Origin of the sequence: Natronobeatus ordinarius (assembly GCF_024362485.1) — an archaeon.
GTDB classification, from domain to species: domain Archaea; phylum Halobacteriota; class Halobacteria; order Halobacteriales; family Natrialbaceae; genus Natronobeatus; species Natronobeatus ordinarius.
The window spans coordinates 557,881-580,101 of the sequence record NZ_CP101456.1 but is presented as its reverse complement, the minus strand read 5'-3'; the positions used below and the strand labels follow the sequence as shown (position 1 = coordinate 580,101).

Sequence of the window (22,221 nt, the reverse complement as noted above, 5' to 3'; positions counted from 1 at the left end):
ATGTATTACTCTTCTGATTTATTCAGGGCGTTACGGGCCGACCTCGAGTACCCCCTCGACGGCCCGCGCCTCGCCCCGGCGGAGCAGTTCCGAGGCCGTCGACACCGCACACTCGAGTTCGGCCGCGACGGCCTCGATGCCGTTTCGCCGGGGAACGTCGTAGTAGCCGACGTCGCGTGCGAGCCGGAGGGCTTCGCGCTGTCTGTCGGTGATCGAGATCCCCGTCGTCGAGACGCCGTCACCTACGTGCCGGACGTCCAGGTCGACGCCGTCGGGAACGAGTTCGAGTACTTCCCGGAGATCGTCCGGGTGGCCGACGAGGGTCAGGCGAATCGTTCGATCGGACCGGACTTCGACCGGTGGGACGACCACGACGGTGTCCCGGGCGAGGGCGTCGAACATCGACTCACCGTCAGGCCCGAGTTCCCGGCGGGCGTAGACGAAAAAGCCCTCCGGTGTCGGCGTGACGTCGTACTCGAGCACCGACGCCTGCGCCTCGAGGAGCGACTCGTAGGCGGCCGGCTCGCCGTACACGAACGAGGTGATCGTCTCGACGCCGTCGACGGCCTGCCCGCCGAGGATCAACTCCCGCTCGAGGTCGGGATCGGTACAGAGGAGATCGTGAATCGGCATCGTCGTCTCGGGAGCAAAGCGGAGTTCGACTCGCATCGATCGCATAGCCGGACGTTTCGACTCGAGGTACTTCAATGGCCGATACAGTTCGGGAGCAGGGTGAACGGCGTACCAGGCCAACGTCGGTGTATGCGCAGGCGACTTCCTCGACGGTGGATGCGACGCGGCGTGATCGCTGGAACGATGCTCGCGGTCGCAGCCGTGGCGTACGGGCGGCATCGATCTCGATCGGACTCGGCCCGGCGCGAACCGCCGGCGGCGACCGAACGAGAGGGGGCGGCGTTCCTCGTCCGACGGCGCGTCGATCCCGCCGAACTCGAGTCGCTCCGGGCGCACGTCGCAGGGATCGTCTCGGCGGGCGACCCCGAGCCGGTGCTGGGCCTCGAGGAGGCGACGACGGCGTCGCTGTTTCTCGACCTCGAGGGAGCGGGTCCCGAACTCGTCTGGTACGGAGAGGTGCCCCGGTCGGTGACCGATCGGTGGGACGAGCCGCGTTCGACCGTCGCCGAGGCGTTTCCCGTCGACCACGAGGCGGTCGAATTCGCCGACGAATCCGTGGTCGACCGCGAGTTGCTCGTTCACGCCGCCAACCCCGCCCGTCCCCGAACGGTTGCGAGCGGGGACGGATCGCTCGTCACGGGACCGGACGGAGCGGCCGTCGACGTCGACCTGGTCCGGATGCGACTCAGGCCCGGGCTTCCGGAACGGGTCGCCGACGGGTTCGCGGGGTTCTCGCGGCGCGTCGTCGACGGCAACCTCGAACTCGGGCCGATCGAGCGCTGGAGCGCGGAGATGCTCGACGCCGAGAACATGTACACCGAGTCGGTCTTCCTCGAGCGACGGGCCGACGGCTACGCACTGGTCGGGTACATGGAAGCCGAGGAGATGGCGCGCGTGTACGACGCCTACTACGACACCGAAAACCCCGTCGCACGGGGTTCCGAGATCGTGCTCGGACGGGTTCTCGAGGCGCCCGAGACGATTCTCGAATACCCGCTCGAGACCGACGTCGAACTCCTCGCCCACGCCATCGCCCCCGACCGGCCGCGCCGACTCGAGGAGTGGTGAGCGAAAGCCGATCCACTCGAAGAGTGGTGAGCGAAAATCGAGTCCGAGCGATCGCGAGCAGTCGATTTACCTCGTCCCGTCCGAATCGAATAGTCGGTCCACCTCGGCTCGGCCGAACGACCGACGCCAGCGTCTCCGTCGACAGCTAGTGAGTAACGCCTATATCGCTCGCCTGAAATGACGGATACTGATGGGTCCCGTAACACGTCCCTCCTCCCTCGAGTCGGGCCATCGGCTCTGGCGCTACCTGCAGCGGTGCGTTCGGATCGACACGCGAACGCTGGCGGTCTTTCGCGTTTTCGCCGGTCTCCTCGTCGTGGCCGACCTGTTGCTCCGCTCGCGAAACTTCACGTACTTCTACACCGACGCGGGAGTCGTCCCGCGATCGCTCGCGATGGAGTACTCGGGCTACTCGATCTACCACCTGACGACGAGTTCGACCGTCATCGCCGCGCTGTTCGTCCTCCAGGGGCTGATCGCACTCCAGTTGATCGTCGGCTACAAGACGAAGATTGCGACGGTCCTCACGTTCGCGTTCGTCGTCTCGCTCGACCACCACAACCCGTTCGTCCTGAGCTACGCCGACACGCTGTTCCGACTGCTCCTGTTCTGGGCCATCTTCCTGCCGCTGGGCGAACGCTGGTCCGTCGACGCCGTCCACCGGGAGCGGTCGCCGCGACCGTTCGTCGCGAGCGTCGCCTCCGCGGCGATCCTGGCCCAGATGGTCTTCATGTACTTCTCTAACGGCCTGATCAAGGCGCAGTCGTCGGTGTGGACGAGCGGGGACGCCGCCCCGCTCGTGCTCGCCATGGACGAGATTACCTTCCTGCTGGGCGACGTCGTCAGCCAGTACCCGACGCTGCTCGAGTACGGCGGCCTGCTCTGGTTCTACATGCTCCTTGGTTCGTGGCTGCTCATCGTTTTGCAGGGCCGGCCGCGAATGCTGGTGGTCGCGCTGTTCGTCGCCGGCCACCTGTCGTTCGCCCTCACGGTCCGCATCGGCGCCTTCCCCTACGTCGCCCTCATGGGCGTGTTGCTCTTCTTGCAGGCGCAGTTCTGGGACGACGCCGACGCGGCGCTCGCGGCCGTCGGGTTCGACGCCGCTCGGCTGACCGAGCAAGCGCGGCGCCTCGAGCGAGTCGCGACGGCGATTCCGGACTACCGACTCACGTCCGACCGGGCAGTGGCCGCAAAGCGTGTGACGTACACCGCCGCCCTCGGAATCGTCGTCGTCACCGTCCTGTTCGTCGCCGCCGTGATCCTGTTCAACGTCGCGGCCGTCGTCGCCGCGGACCCAGCGGACGACCGACCGATCGAAGTGCGAGTCGACGAGTCGATCGCGGAGACGCTCGAGACGTCATCCGGCGTCAAACAGGTGGAGTCGGTCGCGACCCAGGTCGGAATCGACCAGCCGGTCGGCTGGGGTGTGTTCGCCGGTCCGAATCCCCGAACGGAAGACCGCTACTACGTCTTCCCGGCTGAAACCGAACGCGGCGAGCGACTCGACGTCTGGAACGATCGGGAGCTGACTTTCGACCGGCCGGGCGACCAGCTGCAGACGCAGTACGGCACCTACCGCGAACGCTTCTACATGAACAGCGTCCGCCGCGGCGGCCACGGCAACGACGTCGCACCGACGCTGGCCGAATACATCTGCGAGCAGTGGTCGGCAGCGCACGACGACGAACTGACACACCTCTCGATGTACATGGTCGGCGAAGACGTGACGCGCGAGACGATCGACTCGCCGGCAGACCGGGACCGAACGTACACCACGATCTACAGACACGGCTGCGGCGACCGGAACCCGAAACTCATCGAGCGGCCGGACTGACCGGCTCGAGCACGGGTCCACACGGGTTGCGTACCGGGCGACTGACACAGCCGCGACCGTGGTGCGAGGAGGTCGGCACTGACGGACAGCGGTGCCGCTCAGGGGAGTTCCGAGAGACTCGAGACGGTCGATCGGATCGTGACCGGCGAGACGTCGGCAACGGCGGCTGCGTCGGCTTGCGTGACGGTGTGGCCGTCCTCGAGCGCGGCGGCGTAGAGACAGGCGGCGGCGACGCCGCTCGGATTTCGGCCGCCGACGAGTCCGGCTTCCTGGAGGCTCGAGACGTACTCTCGAGCACGGTGTTCGATGGCCGTGTCGAGATCCAGGTGAGACGCGTACCGCGGCAGGTACTCGGTCGGATCGATGGGACCGGTCGGGAGCCCGAGTTCGCGGTTGAGGGCGCCGTAGGCGGCTTTGAGTTCTGCCTCGTCGGCGGCGGCGATCGTGACGACTTCGTCGACCGTTCGCGAGATCGAGAGCGTTCGACACGTCGCGTAGACGGCAGCGGCTGCGAAGCCTTCGATCGACCGCCCGCGGAGGAGCCCTTCCGATTGTGCCGACTCGAATAAGGCACACGCCTGTTCTCGAGCGGCGATCGGCAGCGACAGCTGGGCGACGATTCGTCGGATCTCCGTAAAGCCGTGCATCCGGTTCGTGTCGGCTTTCGACGAGAGACGGGCGCGGTTGTGTTCCCTGCGCAGTCGGGCGAAGCGCCGGCGTTTTCGGCCGGTGATCCTCGTTCCCGTCCCGTAGCCGATCTCGGTCGAGAGACCGCGGTCGTGGCGCGAGCGAGTGAGTGGTGCACCGGTTCGCTTTCGGTCGGCGTCGTCGTCTTCGAAGGTTCGCCACTCGGGACCGTAGTCGATGGCGTTCTCCGCGGAGACGAGTCCGCACTCTTCACAGACCGTCTCGGTGGCCGTGATTCGCAGTCGGCCACCACACTCCGGACAGCTCGGTAGGGTGTTGGCTTCTGCCATTGGTAATCTTCCTTCCCCATTGAGTGTTAAATTCACCATAAGATTAATAGATTTCGGAATTGGATCGTCGAACATAACGAAGTTCGATGGCTTCGGCGACGGGGACCGGCATCCGGGTAAACTCAGCGTCCGTCAGCTGCAGTTTTACCGGTGTTTAAGGTCGTGAGGGTAGTTGCGAATTCTATGTCACAGACACCAGTGATCGCACGGGCCGTGCGAACGCCACAGGGGAAAGACGACGGCGTCTTCGCCGACGTGCGCAGTGAAGACCTCTCGATTCCGCTCGTGAACGACATCCTCGCCGAGACCGGACTCTCCGGGGCGGACGTCGACGACCTGATGTGGGGCTGTGCCCAGCAGCGAGAAGAGCAGGACAACAACCTCGCACGCGTCATCGCTTTGCTCTCCGATCTCGGCGAGTCCGTGCCGGGGACGACGATCAACCGCTGGTGTGCCTCCTCGATGGAGGCCGTCATCGCGGCGTCGAACGCGATCCGCGCCGGTCAGCGCGACTGCATCGTCGCCGGCGGCGTCGAGAGCATGTCCCGCCAGCCGATGGGCGAGAGCATCGGCTACCTCCACCCGGAGCTGGCGACGACGTACAACGTCGGCGAACTCCAGATGGGGATGACCGCCGAGAAGGTCGCCGAAGAGTACGACATCTCCCGCGAGGTCCAGGACGAGTACGCCGCCCAGAGCCAGCAGCGCGCCGCGGCGGCGACTGAAGAGGGCCGCTTCGACTCCCAGATCGTCCCGATCGAGACCGAGGAGGGAACGATCACCGAGGACGAAGGGATCCGCCCCGGCACAACGCCGAAGAAGCTCGCCGAGTTGCCCACCGTCTTCAAGAGCGACGGAACGGTCACCCCCGGCAACGCCTCCCAGATTTCTGACGGTGCGGCCGCGCTGCTGATCACGAGCGAGGCGTTCGCCGAGGAACACGACCTCGAGATCCTGGCGACCGTCGGGTCGAACAACGTCGCCGGCGTCGACCCCACCGTGATGGGGATCGGTCCCGTCCCCGCGACGCGCGGCCTGCTCGAGCGTACGGGTCGTGAGATCGACGACTACGACCTGGTCGAGCTGAACGAGGCGTTCGCGAGCCAGACGGTGTACTGCCGCGACGAACTCGGGATCGACCCCGATCGGTTCAACGTCAACGGCGGCGCGATCGCGCTCGGACACCCGCTCGGCGCGTCCGGCGCGCGGCTCCCGGTGACGCTGCTCCACGAACTGCGCGAGCGCGGCGGCGGTCGCGGGCTGGCGACGCTCTGTGTCGGCTTCGGCCAGGGTGCGGCGATCGAGCTCGAGGTCGAGTAACGAGACTGGCCTTCGGTGAGACGCTCGCCGATCCAGCACGTGATTTACAATCGGTGGCGTCGTACGCTCCCTATGAGCACCGCACTTCTGCTGTTCCTGATCGCGTTTCCGTTGCTGTGGCTCTGTGTCCTCTCGGCAGTCACGTACTACGACGCGACCAGGATCGGCATGAACAGGCCGCGAAAGTGGGCGCTGATCGTCCTCCTGATACCGTTGTTCGGCCTGTTCGCGTACCTCTTCGAGCGGAGCGAACTGTCCTACGACCCGGAAACGGATCCCTACGCACAGGGAACGTACAACTTCCACCCCTCACGCGCGGACGAGGATCGGGACGAGTGAGCGGTCCACAGGAGGTTGGGTGAGATACTAACACCACCATATGTGATCACACGTATGTAGAAAGCGGTTATACGTCACCCAAATGGATCTGGAGCCTTGCCGACCAGTACGACTTCCTAGACGGACCCGTCGACCTGCCCGTTCTGTACTCGTTGAAACGAGTTCCGCCCGGTCACAGCCGAGCGGTCAGCCTCGGCCTCGTCGACGAAGCTGACCGCCGATGGTCGTGACCGGATGTGCAACGACGTTCAACGGTTACTATAGGACGCCTCGACGGCCCCGACGTCGGGGTCGTCGTCGCTCGAGCGGCTCGCGTTCTCGGGGGCAGCACCGTCTCGTCGCTGGCGTTGACGTCCGTTTCCAGATCTCGTCGGTGCTGTCCTCCTGCACTGGTTTTCCGTGGACGCGAATCGTGATCTCCCACAACACTTTTGATATTTCATCATAGTCTGTCAGCAACGATGTCACTAACACTCGTTCTCGTGGGGGTGTTCGTAGTTGGCGTGGTCCTGGTCCTGTTCGTCGGGTACGGAATCAGCACGTACAACACCCTCGTGAGTCTCAAGAAACGCGTTGATCAGTCGAAACAGAATATCGACGTCCTGCTCAAGCAGCGACAGGACGAACTCACCAAACTCATCGACGCGGCTTCTGAGTTCATGGACCACGAAAAAGAGCTGCTCACCGAACTCACCGAAGCCAGAGAACGCGCCGAGCAGGCCGAAACGCCCGGTGAACAGGCTACCGCGGACCAGATGGTTCGAAACGCCATGGCCACGTTCAACGCTCGAGTCGAGGAGTATCCCGACCTGAAGTCACAGGGCAACATGATGCAGTTCCAAAATCGCATCAGCGACATCGAGAACCAGATCGCCGACCGACGGGAGTTCTACAACGAGACGACGACGCGATACAACACGCGAATCTCGCAGTTCCCGTACGTTCTCATGGCACGACAGTTCGGCTTCACGGCGAAAGAGCTCTTCGAGGCGTCCGAAGAGGACAAAAAAGACGTCGACGTCGCAGCGGCGTTCGCCTGAAGTGAGTTCGATGGTGAGCACACACGTCAGTACCCCTGCGCCGTTGAACGTCGTTCGGGAGGAGCCTGGGGTGTTTCTCATCGTCCTGTTTTTCTTTCTCGCCGGGTTCGCGATCATGGCTGTCGGCGCCAAACAGTTCCAGACCGGACGGCTGATCAAGAACACGCCGCCAGAACGGGTTCGGTCGATGGCCGTCGGCCGAACCGAACTCCACGGCACGGCCCGGAGCGCTGGCGTCGTCTTCGACCAGCCGTTCACACCGGGCAAATGCCTCTACTACAAGTACAGCGTCCAGGAAGAACGGGAGTGGAAAGAGCGGAACAAAGACGGCGAGACCGAGACGAAACGCCAGTGGAAGACGGTCTCGAGTCACTCGCTGGCGGCGCCGTTTTACCTCGACGACGGGACGGGAGAAGTCCTCGTGCTCGGGAACGGCGGCGCGAGCTACCACATCTCCGGGGACAACCGACTGAGCGAAACCTTCAGGAGAGGGAGCAAGCAGGTGCCCGGCAAGTACCGGCGGAGTGTCGACACGTCCGTCGACGTCGCCGAGGCGATGCCGGAGGACGTCGAACTCGAGTCGTTCAACCTCTCGACGCGGATCGAAGAGAAGCTGCCGCTGGTCAGCGTCGGCGGCTCGGGCAGTCGAAAGCGCGCTCGGACCAGCGGTTCACCGAAGCAGCCGACGTACAGGGGAACCGGCCGCGGACGGGTGAGACGGCGGCGGATCAGACAGGAAGTGCTGCCGGTCGACGAGGAGGTGTACGTCTACGGCGCCGCGACGATCCGCGACGACGCGGGGGGGTCGAACGAAGACCGACTCGTCATCCAGGGCGACGACGACACCGGTCGATTCATCGTCTCCTGTCGAGACGAATCGGGGCTCTCGCGACGGTTTCTCCTGGTGGGATCGGGGTACGTCCTCTTCGGACTGGTCGTCAGCACGATCTGTGTCGCATTCTTGGCCCAGTGGTTCGTTTCCGCGTAAACGGATCCAGTCGCTTCCCGGGACGATCGGCCCCGGACCTCGAGTCGGCCGTCGCCACGGCGTTCGCCAGCCCGGCTGTACGCGACGACCGACGCCAACGGGGGTCGACCGTCGGTTCGGTGCTCGTCCGACACGTTTAGCGTCGCCCCCGTGAAATGGACGAACGTGACAGACCGGGAGACCGAATCGGTTCGATCGGACGAGGTCGCCGAGCGCGAGTCGACTGCCGCCGAGGCGTCGAACTCCGCGAGATCGATCGCCGACGAGCAGGCAGACTCGTTCTTCGCGGTGGGTGACGCCGGCCCGACGACGGGCGAACCCGCCATCGGAGGGGGACGTGCTCACGCTCGAATCGTCGAGGCGGCAGTCGTCCCGGTCGAGGACGTCCCCACCGACTACCCGTGGGAGCTCCGTACCGACTCGGCGCTGGCGCTGACCGTCGAGTTCCCCGGCGGGACGCAAGCGATCACGTACGTCGAATACCGAGAGAACGGTCAGGACCCCCGGTTCGCCCGCGTGCTCGAGGTCGCCGGTCCGCGTTACGGCTCGTACGCAGATCTCTACGGCGAACGCCTCCTGCTCGAGGTCGTCGACGGCTACTGGGTCCCCTACGTCCCGCCGAGTGGGCCGCGGGGTTCGCCAGTCGGCGCCTACGGCGTCTGGTTCGGGCTTGCGTTCAACCTGCTATCGATACTCGGCGTCATCGTCGGCGGCGGCTGGCTCCTCACCGCCGCCTGGTTTCTCCTCGCGTTTCTCCTGGTGAACGTCCTCCTCGTTCCCGCCGCGACGCTGACCGACGCGTGGTATCTGGAGTCTCACACCGACTGGGGCCACGCGCCGCTGTTCTGGGCGACGTGTAACGCGGTTCCGCTGCTCAACGTCCCGGTCTCGGCCTGGTACCTCGCCACGAGGATGGGCGTTCGGTCGATCAACGGCCGATGAGGGTCCCGCGTCGACGACGAACCAGGTACAAACCGAACGAAAAGCCGATCAGACCTCGTGGCGCTCCCGTTCGACCTGTCGAAGTTCGACCCGCCTGATCTTCCCACTCGAGGTCTTGGGTAACTCCTCGACGAACTCGATCCGTCGCGGGTACTTGTACGGCGCCGTCTGTGCTTTCATGAACGCCTGAAGTTCGTCCGTCAGCTCCTCGCTCCCCTCGTAGCCCTCAGCGAGGACGACGTAGGCTTTGACGACGCTCCCGCGCTCTGCGTGAGGGCTGTCGACGGCGGCGGCCTCGGCGACGGCGTCGTGGCTGACGAGGGCGTCCTCGACCTCGAAGGGGCCGATGCGGTACCCCGAGGAGATGATGATGTCGTCGGCCCGTCCCTCGAAGTAGAAGTAACCCTCGGCGTCGCGGCTCGCGAGGTCGCCCGTGCGGTAGTACTCGCCGCCGAACGTTCGGTCGTCGAGGGTGGGGCTCTCGTAGTAGCCGTCGAAGATGGCCGGGGAGTCGACGGGGACCGCAATCTCACCGATCTCGTCGGCCTCGACCGCTCGTTCCTCGTCGACGTCGATAATCGTCGTCCCGACGCCCGGCGTCGGTTTGCCCATGCTGCCGGGTTTCACGTCGATGCCGGGGTAGTTCGTCACCAGCGCGACGGTCTCCGTCTGGCCGTAGCCGTCCCTGGGCGTGACGCCGAACGCCTCCTCGAAGCGGTCGATCGGTTCGCGGTTGAGGGGTTCGCCCGCCGAGAGCGCGTCGGTGAGCGCGAGGTCGTAGGCCCCGAGGTCGGCGTTCGCGAACATTCGGTACTGAGTAGGGACGGCACAGAGCCGGGTGACGCCCTCGGTTTCCAGCACCTCGAGGAACGTCTCGGGCTCGAACTCGCCCTCGTAGAGCAGCTGGCTCGCGCCCGTCGTGAGGCCGACGCCGACGGGGCTCCAGAACCACTTCGCCCAGCCCGTGCCCGTGGTGGCCCACAGCAGTTCCTCCTCGAGGTCCGTGTCCTCGTCGATTCCCCACCAGTAGGGGGCGTTGATCCGGCTGAAACAGTACATCCAGCGGTGTTTGTGGAGGACGGGTTTGGGCTGGCCAGTCGTTCCGCTGGTGTAGTTGATCGACATCGGATCCTCGGCGGCGAGGTCGGGGCCGTCGTACGCGGTCGGCTGGTCGTCGATCAGCTCCGCAAACGAGGGGTGGGCCTCGCCGTCGCCGTCGAGGACGATCACCCGCTCGAGCGGCGTCTCCTCGAGGACGGGCTCGACCATGTCGGTGAGCGAGTCGTGGACGACGATCGTCTCCGCCTCGCAGTCGGTGGCGCGGAACGCGACGTCCTTCGGGCGGAGCATCGACGAGCAGGGGACGAGCAGCCCGCCAACCGCGAGCGCGCCGAGCTGGATCGCGAAGGCGTCGGGGTGGCGCGGGAAGAGGTGCAACACCCGGTCACCGCTCCCGACGCCGAGATCCTCGAGGGCGTTCGCGAACCGGGAGGCGTCGTCGCGCACGTCGGCGTAGGTTCGGTCGGCGCGTTCGCCCCCGGCGTCTACGTAGCGAACGGCGAGCCGGTCGCCGAACGCCTCGGCGTGGGCGTCGACGACGGCCGGGATGGCGTACGCATCGGGAACGTCCCACTCGAACGCTGAGACTTCGGTGTCGTAGTCGGTGGCCATGTGAAATACGTCACCGAATACCACTATCAAAGTACTGTCCGTTAGCCCTCTCAGTGGCTCCACGCACGCTGAAACGGGTGGGCACCGTTATTACGCTCGCCAGACGAGTTTCCGTCGAATGACCGACCTCGCCATCGAAACCCGGGCACTCACCAAGCGGTACGGGGACGCGACCGCCGTTTCCGACCTCTCGCTTTCGATCGAACCCGGGACGGTGTACGGCTTTCTGGGACCCAACGGGGCGGGCAAGACGACGACGATGCGGATACTGACCACGCTCACCCGTCCGACGTCGGGAACCGCGCGCGTCGCCGGCCACTCCATCGAGGATCGCGACGCCGTCACCCCGCACATCGGCTACCTCCCCGAGGAGCCGCCGCTGTACGACGAACTCACGGGTCGCGAACAACTCGAGTACGTCGCCGGCCTTCGCGACCTCCTCACCGCGGCATCGGCCGAGCGCATCGACCGGCTGCTCGAGCGCTTCGACCTGCTCGAGGAGGCGAACAAGCGCATCGACGCCTACTCGAAGGGGATGCGCCAGAAGGTGGGCGTCATCCAGGCCGTCCTCCACGATCCGTCGGTCGTCTTCCTCGACGAACCCACCAGTGGGCTCGACCCCCGGGCGGCACGGACGATGCGCGAGACGATCGCCGACCTCGCCGACCGGGAGATGACGGTCTTCCTCTCGACGCACATCCTGCCGGTCGTCGACGAACTCGCGGACACCATCGGCGTCCTCCACGACGGACGCCTCGTCGCCGAGGGCCGTCCCGGGGAGTTGAAACGGCGCGCAGAAACCGGGGCAGCGCGGAGCCTCGAGGACGTCTTCCTCGAGGTCACCGACAAGCCGACGTACGGGGAGCCGTCGGCGTGACGCCGGCGGTCGCGTAGCCGCCGTGGATCAGTCGTCCGCGGGCGCGCCGGCCTCGACCTGCTCGCTCGAGACGGTGCCGTCGTCGTTCCAGCCGCGTTCGGCGTAGTACTCCTCGAGCGCCGCCTCGAAGTCGGGGAGGTCGTAGGGGAGGGTGTCGTCCTCGCGGTCCATCCCGCGCTGGTTGTTGAAGTGGCGTTCCATGTCGATGACGCGGCCGCCGATTTCGAGGAGGTCCTCGTAGTCAGCGTCGAGCAGCGTCGAAAGGCGCTCTTCGTTGACGAAGTCCCGGGAGAACTTACAGAGCACGGCACTGTCTTTGATCGCGTTCAGATTCTCCTTCTCGACGACCTTCGGCGGCTTGCCTTCGAGTCCTTCCTTGTCCATCGCCTGCTCTTCGTCGACGAGGGGGTACTCGAGTGAGTAGAACTCGGCGTACATGTGATCGGCGCCGCGGTTGGAGGTGGCAAAGGCCAGCCCCTGGCCGTTGAGGGTGCGGCCGTCGTGGGCTGGGAACTCCATGCCCTTGACGGTCCAGTTCTCGACCTCGAGTTCGTCGTAGAATCGGTCGATTCCCTCCGCGAGGACGTCGCCGACGCCGTCGCGGTGAGCGATCTGTTCGACGAGGTCGTGGATTAGCTCGACGTTGCCGAATTCGTCCTCGCTGGCGAGATAGGCCGCGACGACGTCGCCCGCCGAGATGGTGTCGAGCCCGAGTTCGTCACAGAGCTTGTTCGATTTCATCACGTCGACGATGTCGTCGACGCCCGAGTTCGAGCCGAAGGCCATGACGGTCTCGTACTCCGGCCCCTCGGTCTCGAGGCCCGTCTCCTCGTCGCGGGTCGGGAGTTTGCAGGCGAACGCACAGGCCGAACAGGTCCCCTTCTTGTACTTTTTCTCCTCGACGCGATCGCCGCTGATACCCTGGGCACCGTCGAAGGAGAGTTCGGAGAAGTAGTGGGTGGGGAGGGCGTTGACGGCGCTCGCGAACTCCGTCATCGAGGAGGTGCCCTGGCGTTTCATGATGTGGTCGGACTGGGCGGCCTCGCGGTGGACGTCCATCTGCAGCGGCGGGATCTCGACCTCGGGCGTCGAGTCGCCGTCGAACGTGATCGCCTTCACGTTCTTCGCACCCAGCACGGCACCCAGGCCGCCGCGGCCGAACGCTCGCTCGCGCGAGGTCATGAGCGAGGCGAAGCGAACCTGGTTCTCGCCGCCGGGACCGATCGTCACGGTGTGGTCCTCGGAGAGGCCGTGTTCGTCCTCGATGTAGGCACAGATCTCCGACGTTTCGGCTCCCTCGAGCTCCGGCACTGCTTCAAACTCGACGCCCTCGTCGGTGACGTGGACGATCAGGAGTTCGTCGCTCGCGCCCGTGAGCTCCACCGCACCGTAGCCCGTCGCGGTGAAGTTCCGCGAGAGGAAGCCGCCCGCGTTCGAGGAGAGCAACCCGTCGGTGAGCGGGGAGACGGCCGTCGCCGACATCCGTCCCGTGAAGCTCATCGTCGAGTGCTGGAGCGGCCCCGTCGCCAGGTAGAGGCGGTTTTCCGCGCCCAGCGGGTCGACGTCGAACGGAATCCGGTCGTGGGCCAGCTTCGTGCCGACGGCTCGCCCGCCGACGAACGACTCGAGGACGTCGTCGATCGCCTCGGTCTGGTACGTCCGCTCGCCGACGTCGATCGAACACAGTGGGCCTTTTGCGTGTTTCATGTGGAACTACTGCACGCCGAATCCGCAAAACCGTACCGGTACGCAATCGGACCTCCGTACCTGTGGGGTCGCGGGACGCGGGACGAGCCCTGGGCCGACCTCGTCGAGTGTCCACGATTTTCACCGAGACGGCCGTGGCGGCGCGCTCGGTACCATCCTCACCGACGAGAGCGGAGCAGCGCGGAACCGCTGAACACCACGGCGGGCCGTCGACACACGGCGGGCCGTCGACAGGTTTTTGAACCGATCACGAAAGATCACGTTCATGACGCCCAACGAGGACGAGGATCGGACGACGCTGCTCATCGGGCTGGTCTCGCTCGGGATCGGTGCCGCGATGATCGTCCTCGGTCAGCCCGCCGGTCCGCTCTCGAACCTCGGGGTGGCGATCCTCCTCCTCGGCTGGTTCGTCGTCACCCCGCTGTACCACTTTCGGCTGTCTCGGAATACCGACGACACCACCGACGGGCCGGCGAACGAGGACGATCCGCTAACGGTCCTCAAGCAGCGATACGCGGCCGGCGACCTCTCGGAAACCGAGTTCGAGCGGAAACTCGAGCACCTGCTCGGCCTCGAGGACGTCGACCTCGACGACGGCGCTCACGACGACTCGGCTGTCGGCCACGAACTCGAGGTCGACTGACGATCGTTCACCCGTCTGGGAGCCGGTTTCGGCCGGTCTCACTCCGCGATCTCGAGCGCCCGCTCGCGCAGCCGCTCGCCTTCCTCGGTCTCGACGGTGAGGTCGGGAACCGGCGTCGGCGTCCCGTCGTCGTCGACGGCGACGAACGTGAACGACGAGCCGGTCGTCTCCTCGAGGTCGCCCGTCCGCGGCGCCTCGCGCCAGGCCCGGAGTGCGACGTGAACGCTCGTTCGCCCGGCGTCGTAGACGTACGACTCCACGAGCGCCGTCTCGCCGACCGGGATCGGCCGCTTGAAGTCGAGTTCGTCAACTCGCGCGGTGACGCAGGTTTCCCCGGCGAAGCGCATCGCCGACATCGCCGCGACCTCGTCGAGCCACTTCATGAGGTTGCCCCCGTGGAGTGCTCCGAGGTTGTTGGCGTGATTCGGCTGGACGCGAAACCGGTTCCGGATGTGTGTCTCGAGGACGGCCACCATAGCTGAGCTGCGAGTGCGGGGAGGATAAAACCGATCGCTCGAGGCCGCCGGCCGAGACTCATACTACTGGACAACAGTCAGTAACCACTCGATCGCGCTGTGACCGGCCGTCGGACTCGCTGACGGCCGATCGCGTGCGGTCGATGTCGGACTCGCTGACGGCCGGTCGCGTGCGGTCGATGTGGGAACCGTTTTGTCCGGCAGTATCAGTCGTCCCGACCGAGCTCCGCGAGCAGCCGCGAGACGTGGACCCGGTCGCTCGTCCCCTCCTGCATCTGGAACTCGATGTCGGCGACGAGGCGGTGGATCCGGGCGAGTTCGGTCCCCTGATAGCGCGAGCGGGCGACCGAGAGAATCTCCTCGAGCACCTCCTCCCCGTCTAACCCCTCGTCGACGAGCAGATCGTCGAGCGTCTTGCGGGCGTCGGTGAACGCGCCGGCCTCGGCGTCGTCGAGCATCGATTTGACCTCCTCGTCCAGGCCGACGGCACCGAGCGTCTCGTAGGCCGCGCTCATCGTGAGCTCGCCTTCCTCGAGCGCCGTCGTCTGGGCGGCGAGAATCGCCCGCCGGAGGTTGCCGCCCGCGTAGCCCGCGACGAACTCGAGGCCGTCGGGGTCGTAGGCGACGGCCTCGGCCTCGACGATCCGCTCTAAGACGGTCACGATCTCCTCACTCGAGGGCGCGCGCATCGAGACGGGGAAACACCGCGAGCGGATCGGCGGGATGAGCTTCGTGGGCTGGCGCGTACCGATGATAAACTGGGTGGTGCGGTGGTGTTGTTCCATGATCCGGCGGAGCGCCTGCTGGAAGTCCTCCCGGACGTCCTCCGCGTTGTCGAGTAAGATCGTCTTGTACGTCCCCGAGACGGGCGCGTAGCTCGCCGACTCCTTGAGGACGTGGTTGATCATGTCGCGTTTGGACAGTCGCGAGCGGCCGACGAGGAAGTGCTCGAACCGTGGGTCGTTTTTGATCTCCGTCTTCGTCCGACCGAAGAAGTCGGCAACGTTGATCTCGATCAGGTCGTTGTCGGGGTCATCGTGCGCCTCGCGAGCCAGCGCGCGCGCCGCCGCCGTCTTCCCACAGCCCGGCGGCCCCTGGAGAATCAGGTTGATCGGCTCATCGACCGCCCGCGCCAGGTACTCGCGGGCGTCGTCCTGGGACAGCTCCTCGAGGGCGGGCGCGTGCGTCTCGGTCCACAGCGGCGCGTCCATCGGCCCCAGGTAGGGACGGTGGCGGTAAGAATCGGTCGATTGTCCGGCTGGTGCGTCGTGGCCGCTCGATCGTGTCGTCAGGCGAGCGCCAGCCCCGCCCAGCAGAAAAACAGTCCCAGCAGCCCGGTCACCAGGGAGCCGTACACAGCGACGGGCGGATTGGCCGCCGCGAGCAGCCAGATCGCGGCGGCGAGGCCGAGAAAGGACAGCCCGATCCCGACCGCCACGAGCCTGACCGCCCGGTTCGACGACCGCGGCTCCGCCTCGTCCGCCTCGGCAGCCTCGAGCGCCCGGTCGAGCGCGTCGGCTGCCTCGGGCGTCAGCGTGAGCCACGACGGCGTGGAAAGTCGCCTCGTTCCCGACCGGTAGGAGAGCCAGTAGACGACCACGTCGCCCAGCCGGCGTCGCCGGACGGTCTCGACGGCCTCGAGCGGGACGGCGCCAGTGCGGTACTCGAGCGACGGCTCGTCGGGGTCGACCCGGCCCCAGACGACGAAGCCGGAGGCGATCGGCAGGAGGACGAACCAGAGCACGACGTAGGCGAGCAGCGCACGGCCGTCGAACCGGGCGAGCGCGACCAGCGCCAGCGCGCTGAGGACGATCGAAGTGATCGCACCGCGCCAGGAGAAGGCCTCGGCGTAGCGGTCGGCCAGCGGCTCCTCGGGGTCGGCGGCGGAATCGGGCACGAAGAGCGAGCGCGGCGGGCGCGTCTCGGACCGGATCGCCGGCCAGAGGTAGAGTACCGAGAACGGCCCGCCCACGAGGACGAGCAACACGAGGAACGCGAACCGGCCGAACTCTCCCTCGAGCGCCGAGGCGAGCGCGCCGCTGGCGACGAGGCCGAACGCGAGGAGGCTGCCGCCGCCGAAGAGGCCGAGCCAACCGTAGACGACCCAGCGGACGAACCGCGAGTTCGCCGCGTCGATTCGCCACTCGACCCGTCGATCACTCATTACGGTTTCGGAGTACGAATCGGCGTCCGATAAGCGTGCTGTCCGTTCTCAGCTGGCACCCGTTCTCGTGCGTCGCTCATCGATCGCGTCGCTCATCGATCGCGTCGCTCATCGATCGCGTCGCTCATCGATCCGGACGTCAGTGAGGGTACTCGCTCACTCATCGTCGTCCTCGTCGGCTTCCTCGGCAGTCGCCGTCGCGTCGACGCGCTCGCCGTCTTCCTCGAACGGTTCTGCCTCGTCGAGTTCGGCCGGCTCGCCCTCGTAGAGGACGACCGTCAGCTCCTCGCCGTCGTCTACCTCCTCGTCGAAGCCGACCGTCACCTCGGCGTGTTCGCCGGCCTCGAGCGGATCGCTGGTCCCGACGACGTCGCCGGTCTCGTCCTCGATGGCGACGAAGCCGTCGTCCGGGAGCGTCGCGTCGACGGTCACGCTCGAGGTGCCGGCCTCGAGCACCTCGATGGTCGCGGGGCCGTCGTAGATCACCTCGAGCTCGCCGAGTGCGCCGTCGTCGGTCGTGTAGACGCCATAGACCTGCTCGCCGGGCTCGAGGGCGCTCCCGTCGACTTCGAAGGTGAGCTCGCGCGTCTCCTCGGCCTCGAGTGCGAGGATCTGGCGCTCGAGAACCTCGCCGCTGACGCGGAGTTCGACGTGCTGGCGCATCTCGACCTCGTTGGGGTTTCTGATCTCCGCGACGACTTCGAGCGTCTCGTTCGTTGTGACCGACTCGGGGGCGTCGACCGATTCGACGAGGAACGACGTGCTCGGCGCCTCCTCGTCGAGTCGTTCCTCGACCGTGACCGTCGCGGTGTCGCTCACGGGGTAGCCGTCCTCGACGTAGGGTCTGTCCTCCTCGCCGTCGGTCTCCTCGAACGCGAACGTCTCGTCGTCAGTCGTATCACGGTGGACGGTCGCCGTTAGCTGGCCGAGCATCTCGAGGTCGTCGTCTTCGCGTTGCTCGACCGTGACGTTCTCGTGCTCGCCGGCGCCGAGATAGTCGGAGACGCCGACGATCGTTCCCGTCCCGTCATCGACGACGACGAACCCACCGTGTGAGAGCGAGACGTTGTCGATCGTCACGGCCGTCCCGTCGCCGGTCTGGTCGGTGAACTCGATCGACGCCTCGGGATCCTCGACGACCTCCGAGCCGAAGAGTTCGGGGGCCTGTCCGACGACCGCTCCGGCCGCGATGACGATCGCGACGGCGATCAGAACCGCGAGGAGCCGCTTCAGCGTGCCAAACATCCCTTTCGCGTGCCGTTGATGGGTTTCGTGTTCATCTCTCCTGTCCCATCGACCTGTTCCGGGACGATGTCGAAGATGGTATGCGCTCGAGCCACGTAAATTGCCCCGTTCGTTGCACGTGCAAGCCGGTCGTTCGAACGGCTAGCCCCCACCTACGCAATTTACGGCGTGAATTCGACGGACTGAAGCGAGGTGACAGGCGTCGAGGAACGCTCGCTGATGGTGCTTACGAATGGTCGAATTCGATTCTCGACGGCGGTGCATCGAGCGATCCGGCGTTCAAGCCGGACGTTCTCGTCGCTCGAGTCCACGTTGTGGCCGGCCGAGACCGATCGCCACCAGTTCGGACGCGAGCCGTATCCGCCCCGTTCGGGACACGTCGACTCGCCCGGGTCGGATTCGAAGCCGGTTTAGCCCCGGCGAACGGAGACGCGACCGATGCCACTGCGCGTGACGTTCCTGGGGACAAGCGGGGCCATCCCGACGACCGAGCGAAACCCGAGCGCAGTCCACGTCGCTCGCGAGGGCGAGGAGTTGCTGTTCGACTGCGGCGAGGGTACCCAGCGTCAGATGATGCGCTTTGGCACCGGCTTTTCGGTCTCACAGCTGTTCGTCACGCACACCCACGGCGACCACGTCCTCGGCATTCCGGGGCTGATGCAGACGCTCGACTTCAACGAGCGCGAGGCACCGCTCACCATCCACGTCCCGCGGGGGCGCCGTCGAGAGGTCCGCTCGCTCGTCCACGCCCTGGGCAACCGACCTTCGTTTCCGGTCCGCATCGAGGAGGTCGCCGGCGGGGACGTCGCCCACCGCGCCGACGAGTACGCGGTCCGCGTCTTCGACGTCGACCACGACACCCGCGCCGTCGGCTACGCCCTGGTCGAGGACGAGCGCAAGGGCCGGTTCGACCGCGAGCGCGCCGAGGAACTCGGCGTCCCCGTTGGCCCCAAGTTCTCACGGCTCCACGAGGGCGAACCGGTTGAACTCGAGGACGGCACCGTCGTCCGGCCGGAGCAGGTCGTCGGCGAGCCACGCCCCGGCCGCAGCGTCGTCTACACCGGCGACACCCGTCCGACGGTCGAGACCGCCGAGGTCGCCGACGAACCCGACCTGCTGATCCACGACGGCACGTTCGCCGACGACCGCCTCGAGCGCGCGCTCGAAACGGGTCACGCGACGGCCCGCGGCGCCGCCCGGATCGCCCAGGCGGCCGAAGCGAGACGGCTCGCGCTCGTGGGCACCTCCTCGCGCTACGCCGGCGACGTCTCCGCACACCTCGCCGAGGCCAGGGACACCTTCGACGGCGAGGTGCTGATTCCGGACGACGGAGACACACTCGAGGTGCCGTATCCGAACGCCGGGGAGTGAGTCACCGTGGGACGACCGTCAGTCCGAGGGTCTCGAAGTCTCCGTCGTACGCCAGTACGTGATCGACGTTCAACTCCCGCATCGTGACGGCGATCATGTGATCGGTGAACGAAATCCCGTGGTCGTCGTACCGCTCGAGCGCGTCCCCCACTGCGTCGAAACGTGATTCGTTCTCGTAGACGAGTTCGATCGCGCCTGACTCGACGATCCGCTCGAACGCCTCCCACGCGATCGACGGCGTCGCCTTCGACTGGAGTAGCGTGACGAGTTCGTCGACGACGTAGGTGTTCGTGTAGAGCGGTCGATACGGAGTCGATCCCGTCACAATCCGGTCGAAGAACGCCTTCGTCTCCTCGTGCTCGTCTGCCCGTGGATGAAAGTACGCGAACAGCCCGCTCGTATCGAGAAAGAGTGGCGTCGGTCCGTCCTGCAACGGCTCGAATCGCGTCGTCGTCATTTGTCTCCGTACAGGTACTCGTCAGTCTTCGTGGCCGTCACGCGTTCGTCGTCGACCTCCGGCGGCCGGTACGAGAAGAACGGATCGTCCGGGTCCGGTCGATCCCTCGAGCCGACGTACTCCTTCGCCGCGTCCCGCAACGCCTCCTTGAGCGTCTTGTCCTCTCGCTGCGCGATCGCTCGGAACCGTTCGTACTCCTCCGGGGAGAGTGCGGTCTGGACGACGGTCTTTTCCGATTTTCCCATGGCCATGGCCACCTCCATGAACATAGACACTCGGCCCACATCAATCGCTCGGCTGGGTCGTCCGTGACGAAACACTCGAGTCGGTCTCGACCTCGACTCGAGTCCCGCGCCGGATTTATACCGCGGTACCCCTTACCACCGTCCGTGAGCACGCGAACGAGTGCGCTGGACGCGGTCGTTTTCGGGGTCGACATCCAGAGCGGCGACGTGCGTGGTGACTCGCCCTCCTACGCGCTGGTCGTCTACGACGGCGAGGACCTCGAGCGCGACGTCGTCTCCTACCGGAAGCTGTGTCGGTTGATCGAGGCCGAGGAGCCCGCCATCGTCGCGACGGACAACATGTACGAGCTCGCGACGGATAAGGACGCGCTCGTCCGATTTCTGGGCTCGCTTCCCGCCGAAACGAAGCTCGTCCAGGTGACGGGTGCCGAGCAGCCCGAACCGCTCTCGCGGGTCGCAAAGCGTCACGGCATCCCCTACGCCAAAGAGCCGATGGCCGAAGCCGAGGCCGCCGCCCGGCTGGCCGCCCACAACGTCGGTCACGAGGTCTCCGCGTTCACCGACACCACGGAGGTCAAGGTCTCGAGGGGTCGCTCGACCGGCAAGGGCGGCTGGAGCGCCGACCGGTACACCCGACGCATCCACGGCGCGGTCAAGCGCGAAGCCCGCGAGGTGGAGGGAGCACTCGAGGCGGCGAACCTCGAGTACGAGACGGAGATCCGTGAGGCCTACGGCGGCTACGCGAATGCCGTCTTCACGGTCGAGGCCCGACCAGCCGACATCCCCGTCTCGACCCGTCGCTCGGGCGACGTCCGGATCGAAATCGAGCGACTCCGGCGGGACGGCATCGAGTTCCGCCCGCTGGCGAAACGGCGCGACCACGTCATCGTCGGCGTCGACCCCGGGACGACGACCGCGGTCGCGATCGTGAGCCTCGACGGCGACGTCCTCGACGTCTGGAGCTCGCGGCTGACCGATCCCGCCGGGGTCATCGAGTGGATCGTCGAGCGCGGCCGGCCGGTGATCGTCGCCGCGGACGTGACGCCGATGCCCGAAACGGTCGAAAAGTTCCGCCGGAGCTTCGACGCCGCGGGCTGGACGCCGGATCGGGACCTGCCGATCGACGAGAAGCAACACCGCACCCGCGAACATCCCTACGAGGACGACCACCAGCGCGACGCGATGGCCGCCGCGCTGTCGGCGTTCGACGCCCACGAAGACCAGTTCGAACGCATCGCCAGAAAGCTCCCGCCGGGGATCGACCGCGGCGAGGTGATCGCCCGCGTCGTCGCCGGTGAGGAGAGCGTCGAGGCCGTCCTGCGCGACCTCGAGGGCGAGGAGGAACCCGACGAGGAAGAATCCGACCACCAGCCGCGGGAACCCACCGAGGAAGAACAGCGGATCCGCGACTTAGAGCGCCAGGTCGACCGGCTCCAGTCGCACGTCTCGACGCTGGAGGAACGAGTCGAGGACCGCGACGAGCAGATCGAGGACCTCGAGGCCGAACTCGCCGTCACCCGTCGCGAGGAGCGCCGGAAGGTGCTGAAAGAGCGGGAGGTCACTCGCCTCGAGCGAAAGGCCGATCGACTCGAGCGCGAACGTGACGAGGCCCGCGACGAGGTCGCAGAACTCGAGCGGAAAGTCGAGCGGATGAAGGCGCTGTGGAAACTCGATCACTCGAACTTCAGCGACGTCTCGGCGAAAAAGGAGGGGCTCGTTCCGGTGAAGGTGGTCGAGAAGTTCACGAAGGGGGCGATCCGTGAAGCACACGAGAGCTACGGACTCGTTCCCGGCGACGTCGTCTACCTGCGCGACGCCAGCGGCGCGGGCACGTCGACGGCCGAACAGCTCGCGGAGTTCGAGCCACGGGTCGTCCTCAAAGACGGGGGCCTCTCGCAGGTCGCCGACCGGATCCTGTTCGATCACGGGATCCCCGTCGGTCCCGCCGACGACGTCGCGATGCAGGAAGTCGACGAACTCGCCGTCGCCCGGGAAGACGACGTCGAGGCCGTGATCGACGACTGGCACGACCGCGCGAAAGATCGCAAGAAACGCCGGACGACCGCGATGGTCGACCGGCTCATCAGCGAACACCGGGCCGGCGACAACGAGGCCTAATGTCGCTTCGCGGCCGGCTCGTCCGGTTCTGGATGGCACTCGAGCGCCGCGTCGCGAACCCGGCCGTGGCTGCGATCCGCCGCTCGTCTACGAGGAAAACAGCACC

At 66.3% G+C, this 22,221-nt stretch carries 21 protein-coding genes; 11 read left to right on the top strand and 10 right to left on the bottom strand.

The window, feature by feature from the left end; genetic code table 11:
• Positions 1-30: 30 nt before the first annotated feature.
• Positions 31-678 (bottom strand): helix-turn-helix domain-containing protein, encoded by a 648-nt coding sequence (locus tag NMQ09_RS03015; protein WP_255192972.1) that lies wholly within the window; start codon positions 676-678, stop codon positions 31-33.
• Between the two features lie 111 nt (positions 679-789).
• Between NMQ09_RS03015 and NMQ09_RS03010 the strand changes: the two genes are divergently transcribed.
• Both NMQ09_RS03010 and NMQ09_RS03005 read left to right on the top strand, forming a co-directional pair.
• Positions 790-1,701, top strand: a complete 912-nt coding sequence (locus tag NMQ09_RS03010) for a DUF6176 family protein (RefSeq protein WP_255192971.1) — start codon at positions 790-792, stop codon at positions 1,699-1,701.
• A 190-nt stretch (positions 1,702-1,891) separates the two neighbouring features.
• Positions 1,892-3,535, top strand: a complete 1,644-nt coding sequence (locus NMQ09_RS03005; RefSeq protein WP_255192970.1) for an HTTM domain-containing protein — start codon at positions 1,892-1,894, stop codon at positions 3,533-3,535.
• A gap of 98 nt (positions 3,536-3,633) precedes the next feature.
• Here NMQ09_RS03005 and NMQ09_RS03000 read toward each other — a convergent pair whose 3' ends face one another.
• Complete coding sequence (locus NMQ09_RS03000; RefSeq protein ID WP_255192969.1) at positions 3,634-4,512, bottom strand: transcription initiation factor IIB; 879 nt, start codon at positions 4,510-4,512, stop codon at positions 3,634-3,636.
• A 183-nt stretch (positions 4,513-4,695) separates the two neighbouring features.
• Here NMQ09_RS03000 and NMQ09_RS02995 point away from each other — a divergent pair, with 183 nt between their 5' ends.
• The 5 genes from NMQ09_RS02995 to NMQ09_RS02975 all read left to right on the top strand — a co-directional run bounded on the left by NMQ09_RS02995 (position 4,696) and on the right by NMQ09_RS02975 (position 9,141).
• Positions 4,696-5,832, top strand: a complete 1,137-nt coding sequence (locus NMQ09_RS02995) for a thiolase family protein (protein ID WP_255192968.1) — start codon at positions 4,696-4,698, stop codon at positions 5,830-5,832.
• A 72-nt stretch (positions 5,833-5,904) separates the two neighbouring features.
• Positions 5,905-6,171, top strand: coding sequence for a PLD nuclease N-terminal domain-containing protein (locus tag NMQ09_RS02990; protein WP_255192967.1), 267 nt, complete (start codon positions 5,905-5,907; stop codon positions 6,169-6,171).
• A gap of 461 nt (positions 6,172-6,632) precedes the next feature.
• On the top strand, positions 6,633-7,211 hold the full coding sequence (locus NMQ09_RS02985) for a LemA family protein (protein ID WP_255192966.1): 579 nt from the start codon (positions 6,633-6,635) through the stop codon (positions 7,209-7,211).
• 10 nt (positions 7,212-7,221) lie between these two features.
• Entirely contained in the window at positions 7,222-8,199 is a 978-nt protein-coding gene (locus NMQ09_RS02980; protein WP_255192965.1) for an E3 ubiquitin ligase family protein, read from the top strand.
• Positions 8,200-8,364: 165 nt separating this feature from the next.
• Positions 8,365-9,141, top strand: a complete 777-nt coding sequence (locus NMQ09_RS02975) for a hypothetical protein (RefSeq protein WP_255192964.1) — start codon at positions 8,365-8,367, stop codon at positions 9,139-9,141.
• 48 nt (positions 9,142-9,189) lie between these two features.
• On the opposite strand, the gene NMQ09_RS02970 is transcribed toward NMQ09_RS02975, so the two are convergent.
• Positions 9,190-10,812 (bottom strand): acetate--CoA ligase, encoded by a 1,623-nt coding sequence (locus NMQ09_RS02970; protein WP_255192963.1) that lies wholly within the window; start codon positions 10,810-10,812, stop codon positions 9,190-9,192.
• A 118-nt stretch (positions 10,813-10,930) separates the two neighbouring features.
• Here NMQ09_RS02970 and NMQ09_RS02965 point away from each other — a divergent pair, with 118 nt between their 5' ends.
• Complete coding sequence (locus NMQ09_RS02965; protein WP_255192962.1) at positions 10,931-11,689, top strand: ABC transporter ATP-binding protein; 759 nt, start codon at positions 10,931-10,933, stop codon at positions 11,687-11,689.
• Positions 11,690-11,716: 27 nt separating this feature from the next.
• Here NMQ09_RS02965 and NMQ09_RS02960 read toward each other — a convergent pair whose 3' ends face one another.
• Positions 11,717-13,396 carry an aldehyde ferredoxin oxidoreductase family protein gene (locus NMQ09_RS02960; protein ID WP_255192961.1) on the bottom strand — a complete coding sequence of 560 codons (1,680 nt, stop codon included), beginning with the start codon at positions 13,394-13,396 and terminating at the stop codon, positions 11,717-11,719.
• Between the two features lie 265 nt (positions 13,397-13,661).
• On the opposite strand from NMQ09_RS02960, the gene NMQ09_RS02955 reads away from it, so the two are divergent.
• Positions 13,662-14,039 (top strand): SHOCT domain-containing protein, encoded by a 378-nt coding sequence (locus tag NMQ09_RS02955; protein WP_255192960.1) that lies wholly within the window; start codon positions 13,662-13,664, stop codon positions 14,037-14,039.
• A gap of 38 nt (positions 14,040-14,077) precedes the next feature.
• Here NMQ09_RS02955 and NMQ09_RS02950 read toward each other — a convergent pair whose 3' ends face one another.
• From NMQ09_RS02950 to NMQ09_RS02935, 4 genes are all read right to left on the bottom strand, one after another.
• Positions 14,078-14,515, bottom strand: coding sequence for an acyl-CoA thioesterase (locus tag NMQ09_RS02950; RefSeq protein ID WP_255192959.1), 438 nt, complete (start codon positions 14,513-14,515; stop codon positions 14,078-14,080).
• A 206-nt stretch (positions 14,516-14,721) separates the two neighbouring features.
• Positions 14,722-15,726, bottom strand: coding sequence for an AAA family ATPase (locus tag NMQ09_RS02945; RefSeq protein ID WP_255192958.1), 1,005 nt, complete (start codon positions 15,724-15,726; stop codon positions 14,722-14,724).
• 77 nt (positions 15,727-15,803) lie between these two features.
• Positions 15,804-16,679, bottom strand: coding sequence for a hypothetical protein (locus NMQ09_RS02940; RefSeq protein ID WP_255192957.1), 876 nt, complete (start codon positions 16,677-16,679; stop codon positions 15,804-15,806).
• Positions 16,680-16,835: 156 nt separating this feature from the next.
• Positions 16,836-17,924: a DUF7282 domain-containing protein gene (locus NMQ09_RS02935; RefSeq protein ID WP_255192956.1), complete on the bottom strand. Its 1,089-nt coding sequence runs from the start codon at positions 17,922-17,924 to the stop codon at positions 16,836-16,838.
• 438 nt (positions 17,925-18,362) lie between these two features.
• On the opposite strand from NMQ09_RS02935, the gene rnz reads away from it, so the two are divergent.
• Positions 18,363-19,295, top strand: coding sequence for a ribonuclease Z (gene rnz, locus NMQ09_RS02930; RefSeq protein ID WP_255192955.1), 933 nt, complete (start codon positions 18,363-18,365; stop codon positions 19,293-19,295).
• Between the two features lies 1 nt (position 19,296).
• Here the strand turns inward: rnz and NMQ09_RS02925 are convergent, their stop codons facing one another.
• Together NMQ09_RS02925 and NMQ09_RS02920 are read right to left on the bottom strand one after the other, a co-directional pair.
• The gene (locus tag NMQ09_RS02925; protein ID WP_255192954.1) at positions 19,297-19,752 is read right to left on the bottom strand and encodes a type II toxin-antitoxin system VapC family toxin; all 456 of its coding nucleotides are present in this window, start codon (positions 19,750-19,752) and stop codon (positions 19,297-19,299) included.
• Positions 19,749-19,997: a hypothetical protein gene (locus NMQ09_RS02920; protein WP_255192953.1), complete on the bottom strand. Its 249-nt coding sequence runs from the start codon at positions 19,995-19,997 to the stop codon at positions 19,749-19,751. Before NMQ09_RS02920 ends, NMQ09_RS02925 begins: the two co-directional genes overlap by 4 nt.
• Before the next feature lie 144 nt (positions 19,998-20,141).
• Here NMQ09_RS02920 and NMQ09_RS02915 point away from each other — a divergent pair, with 144 nt between their 5' ends.
• Positions 20,142-22,115 (top strand): DUF460 domain-containing protein, encoded by a 1,974-nt coding sequence (locus NMQ09_RS02915; RefSeq protein ID WP_255192952.1) that lies wholly within the window; start codon positions 20,142-20,144, stop codon positions 22,113-22,115.
• The last annotated feature ends 106 nt before the right edge of the window (positions 22,116-22,221 follow it).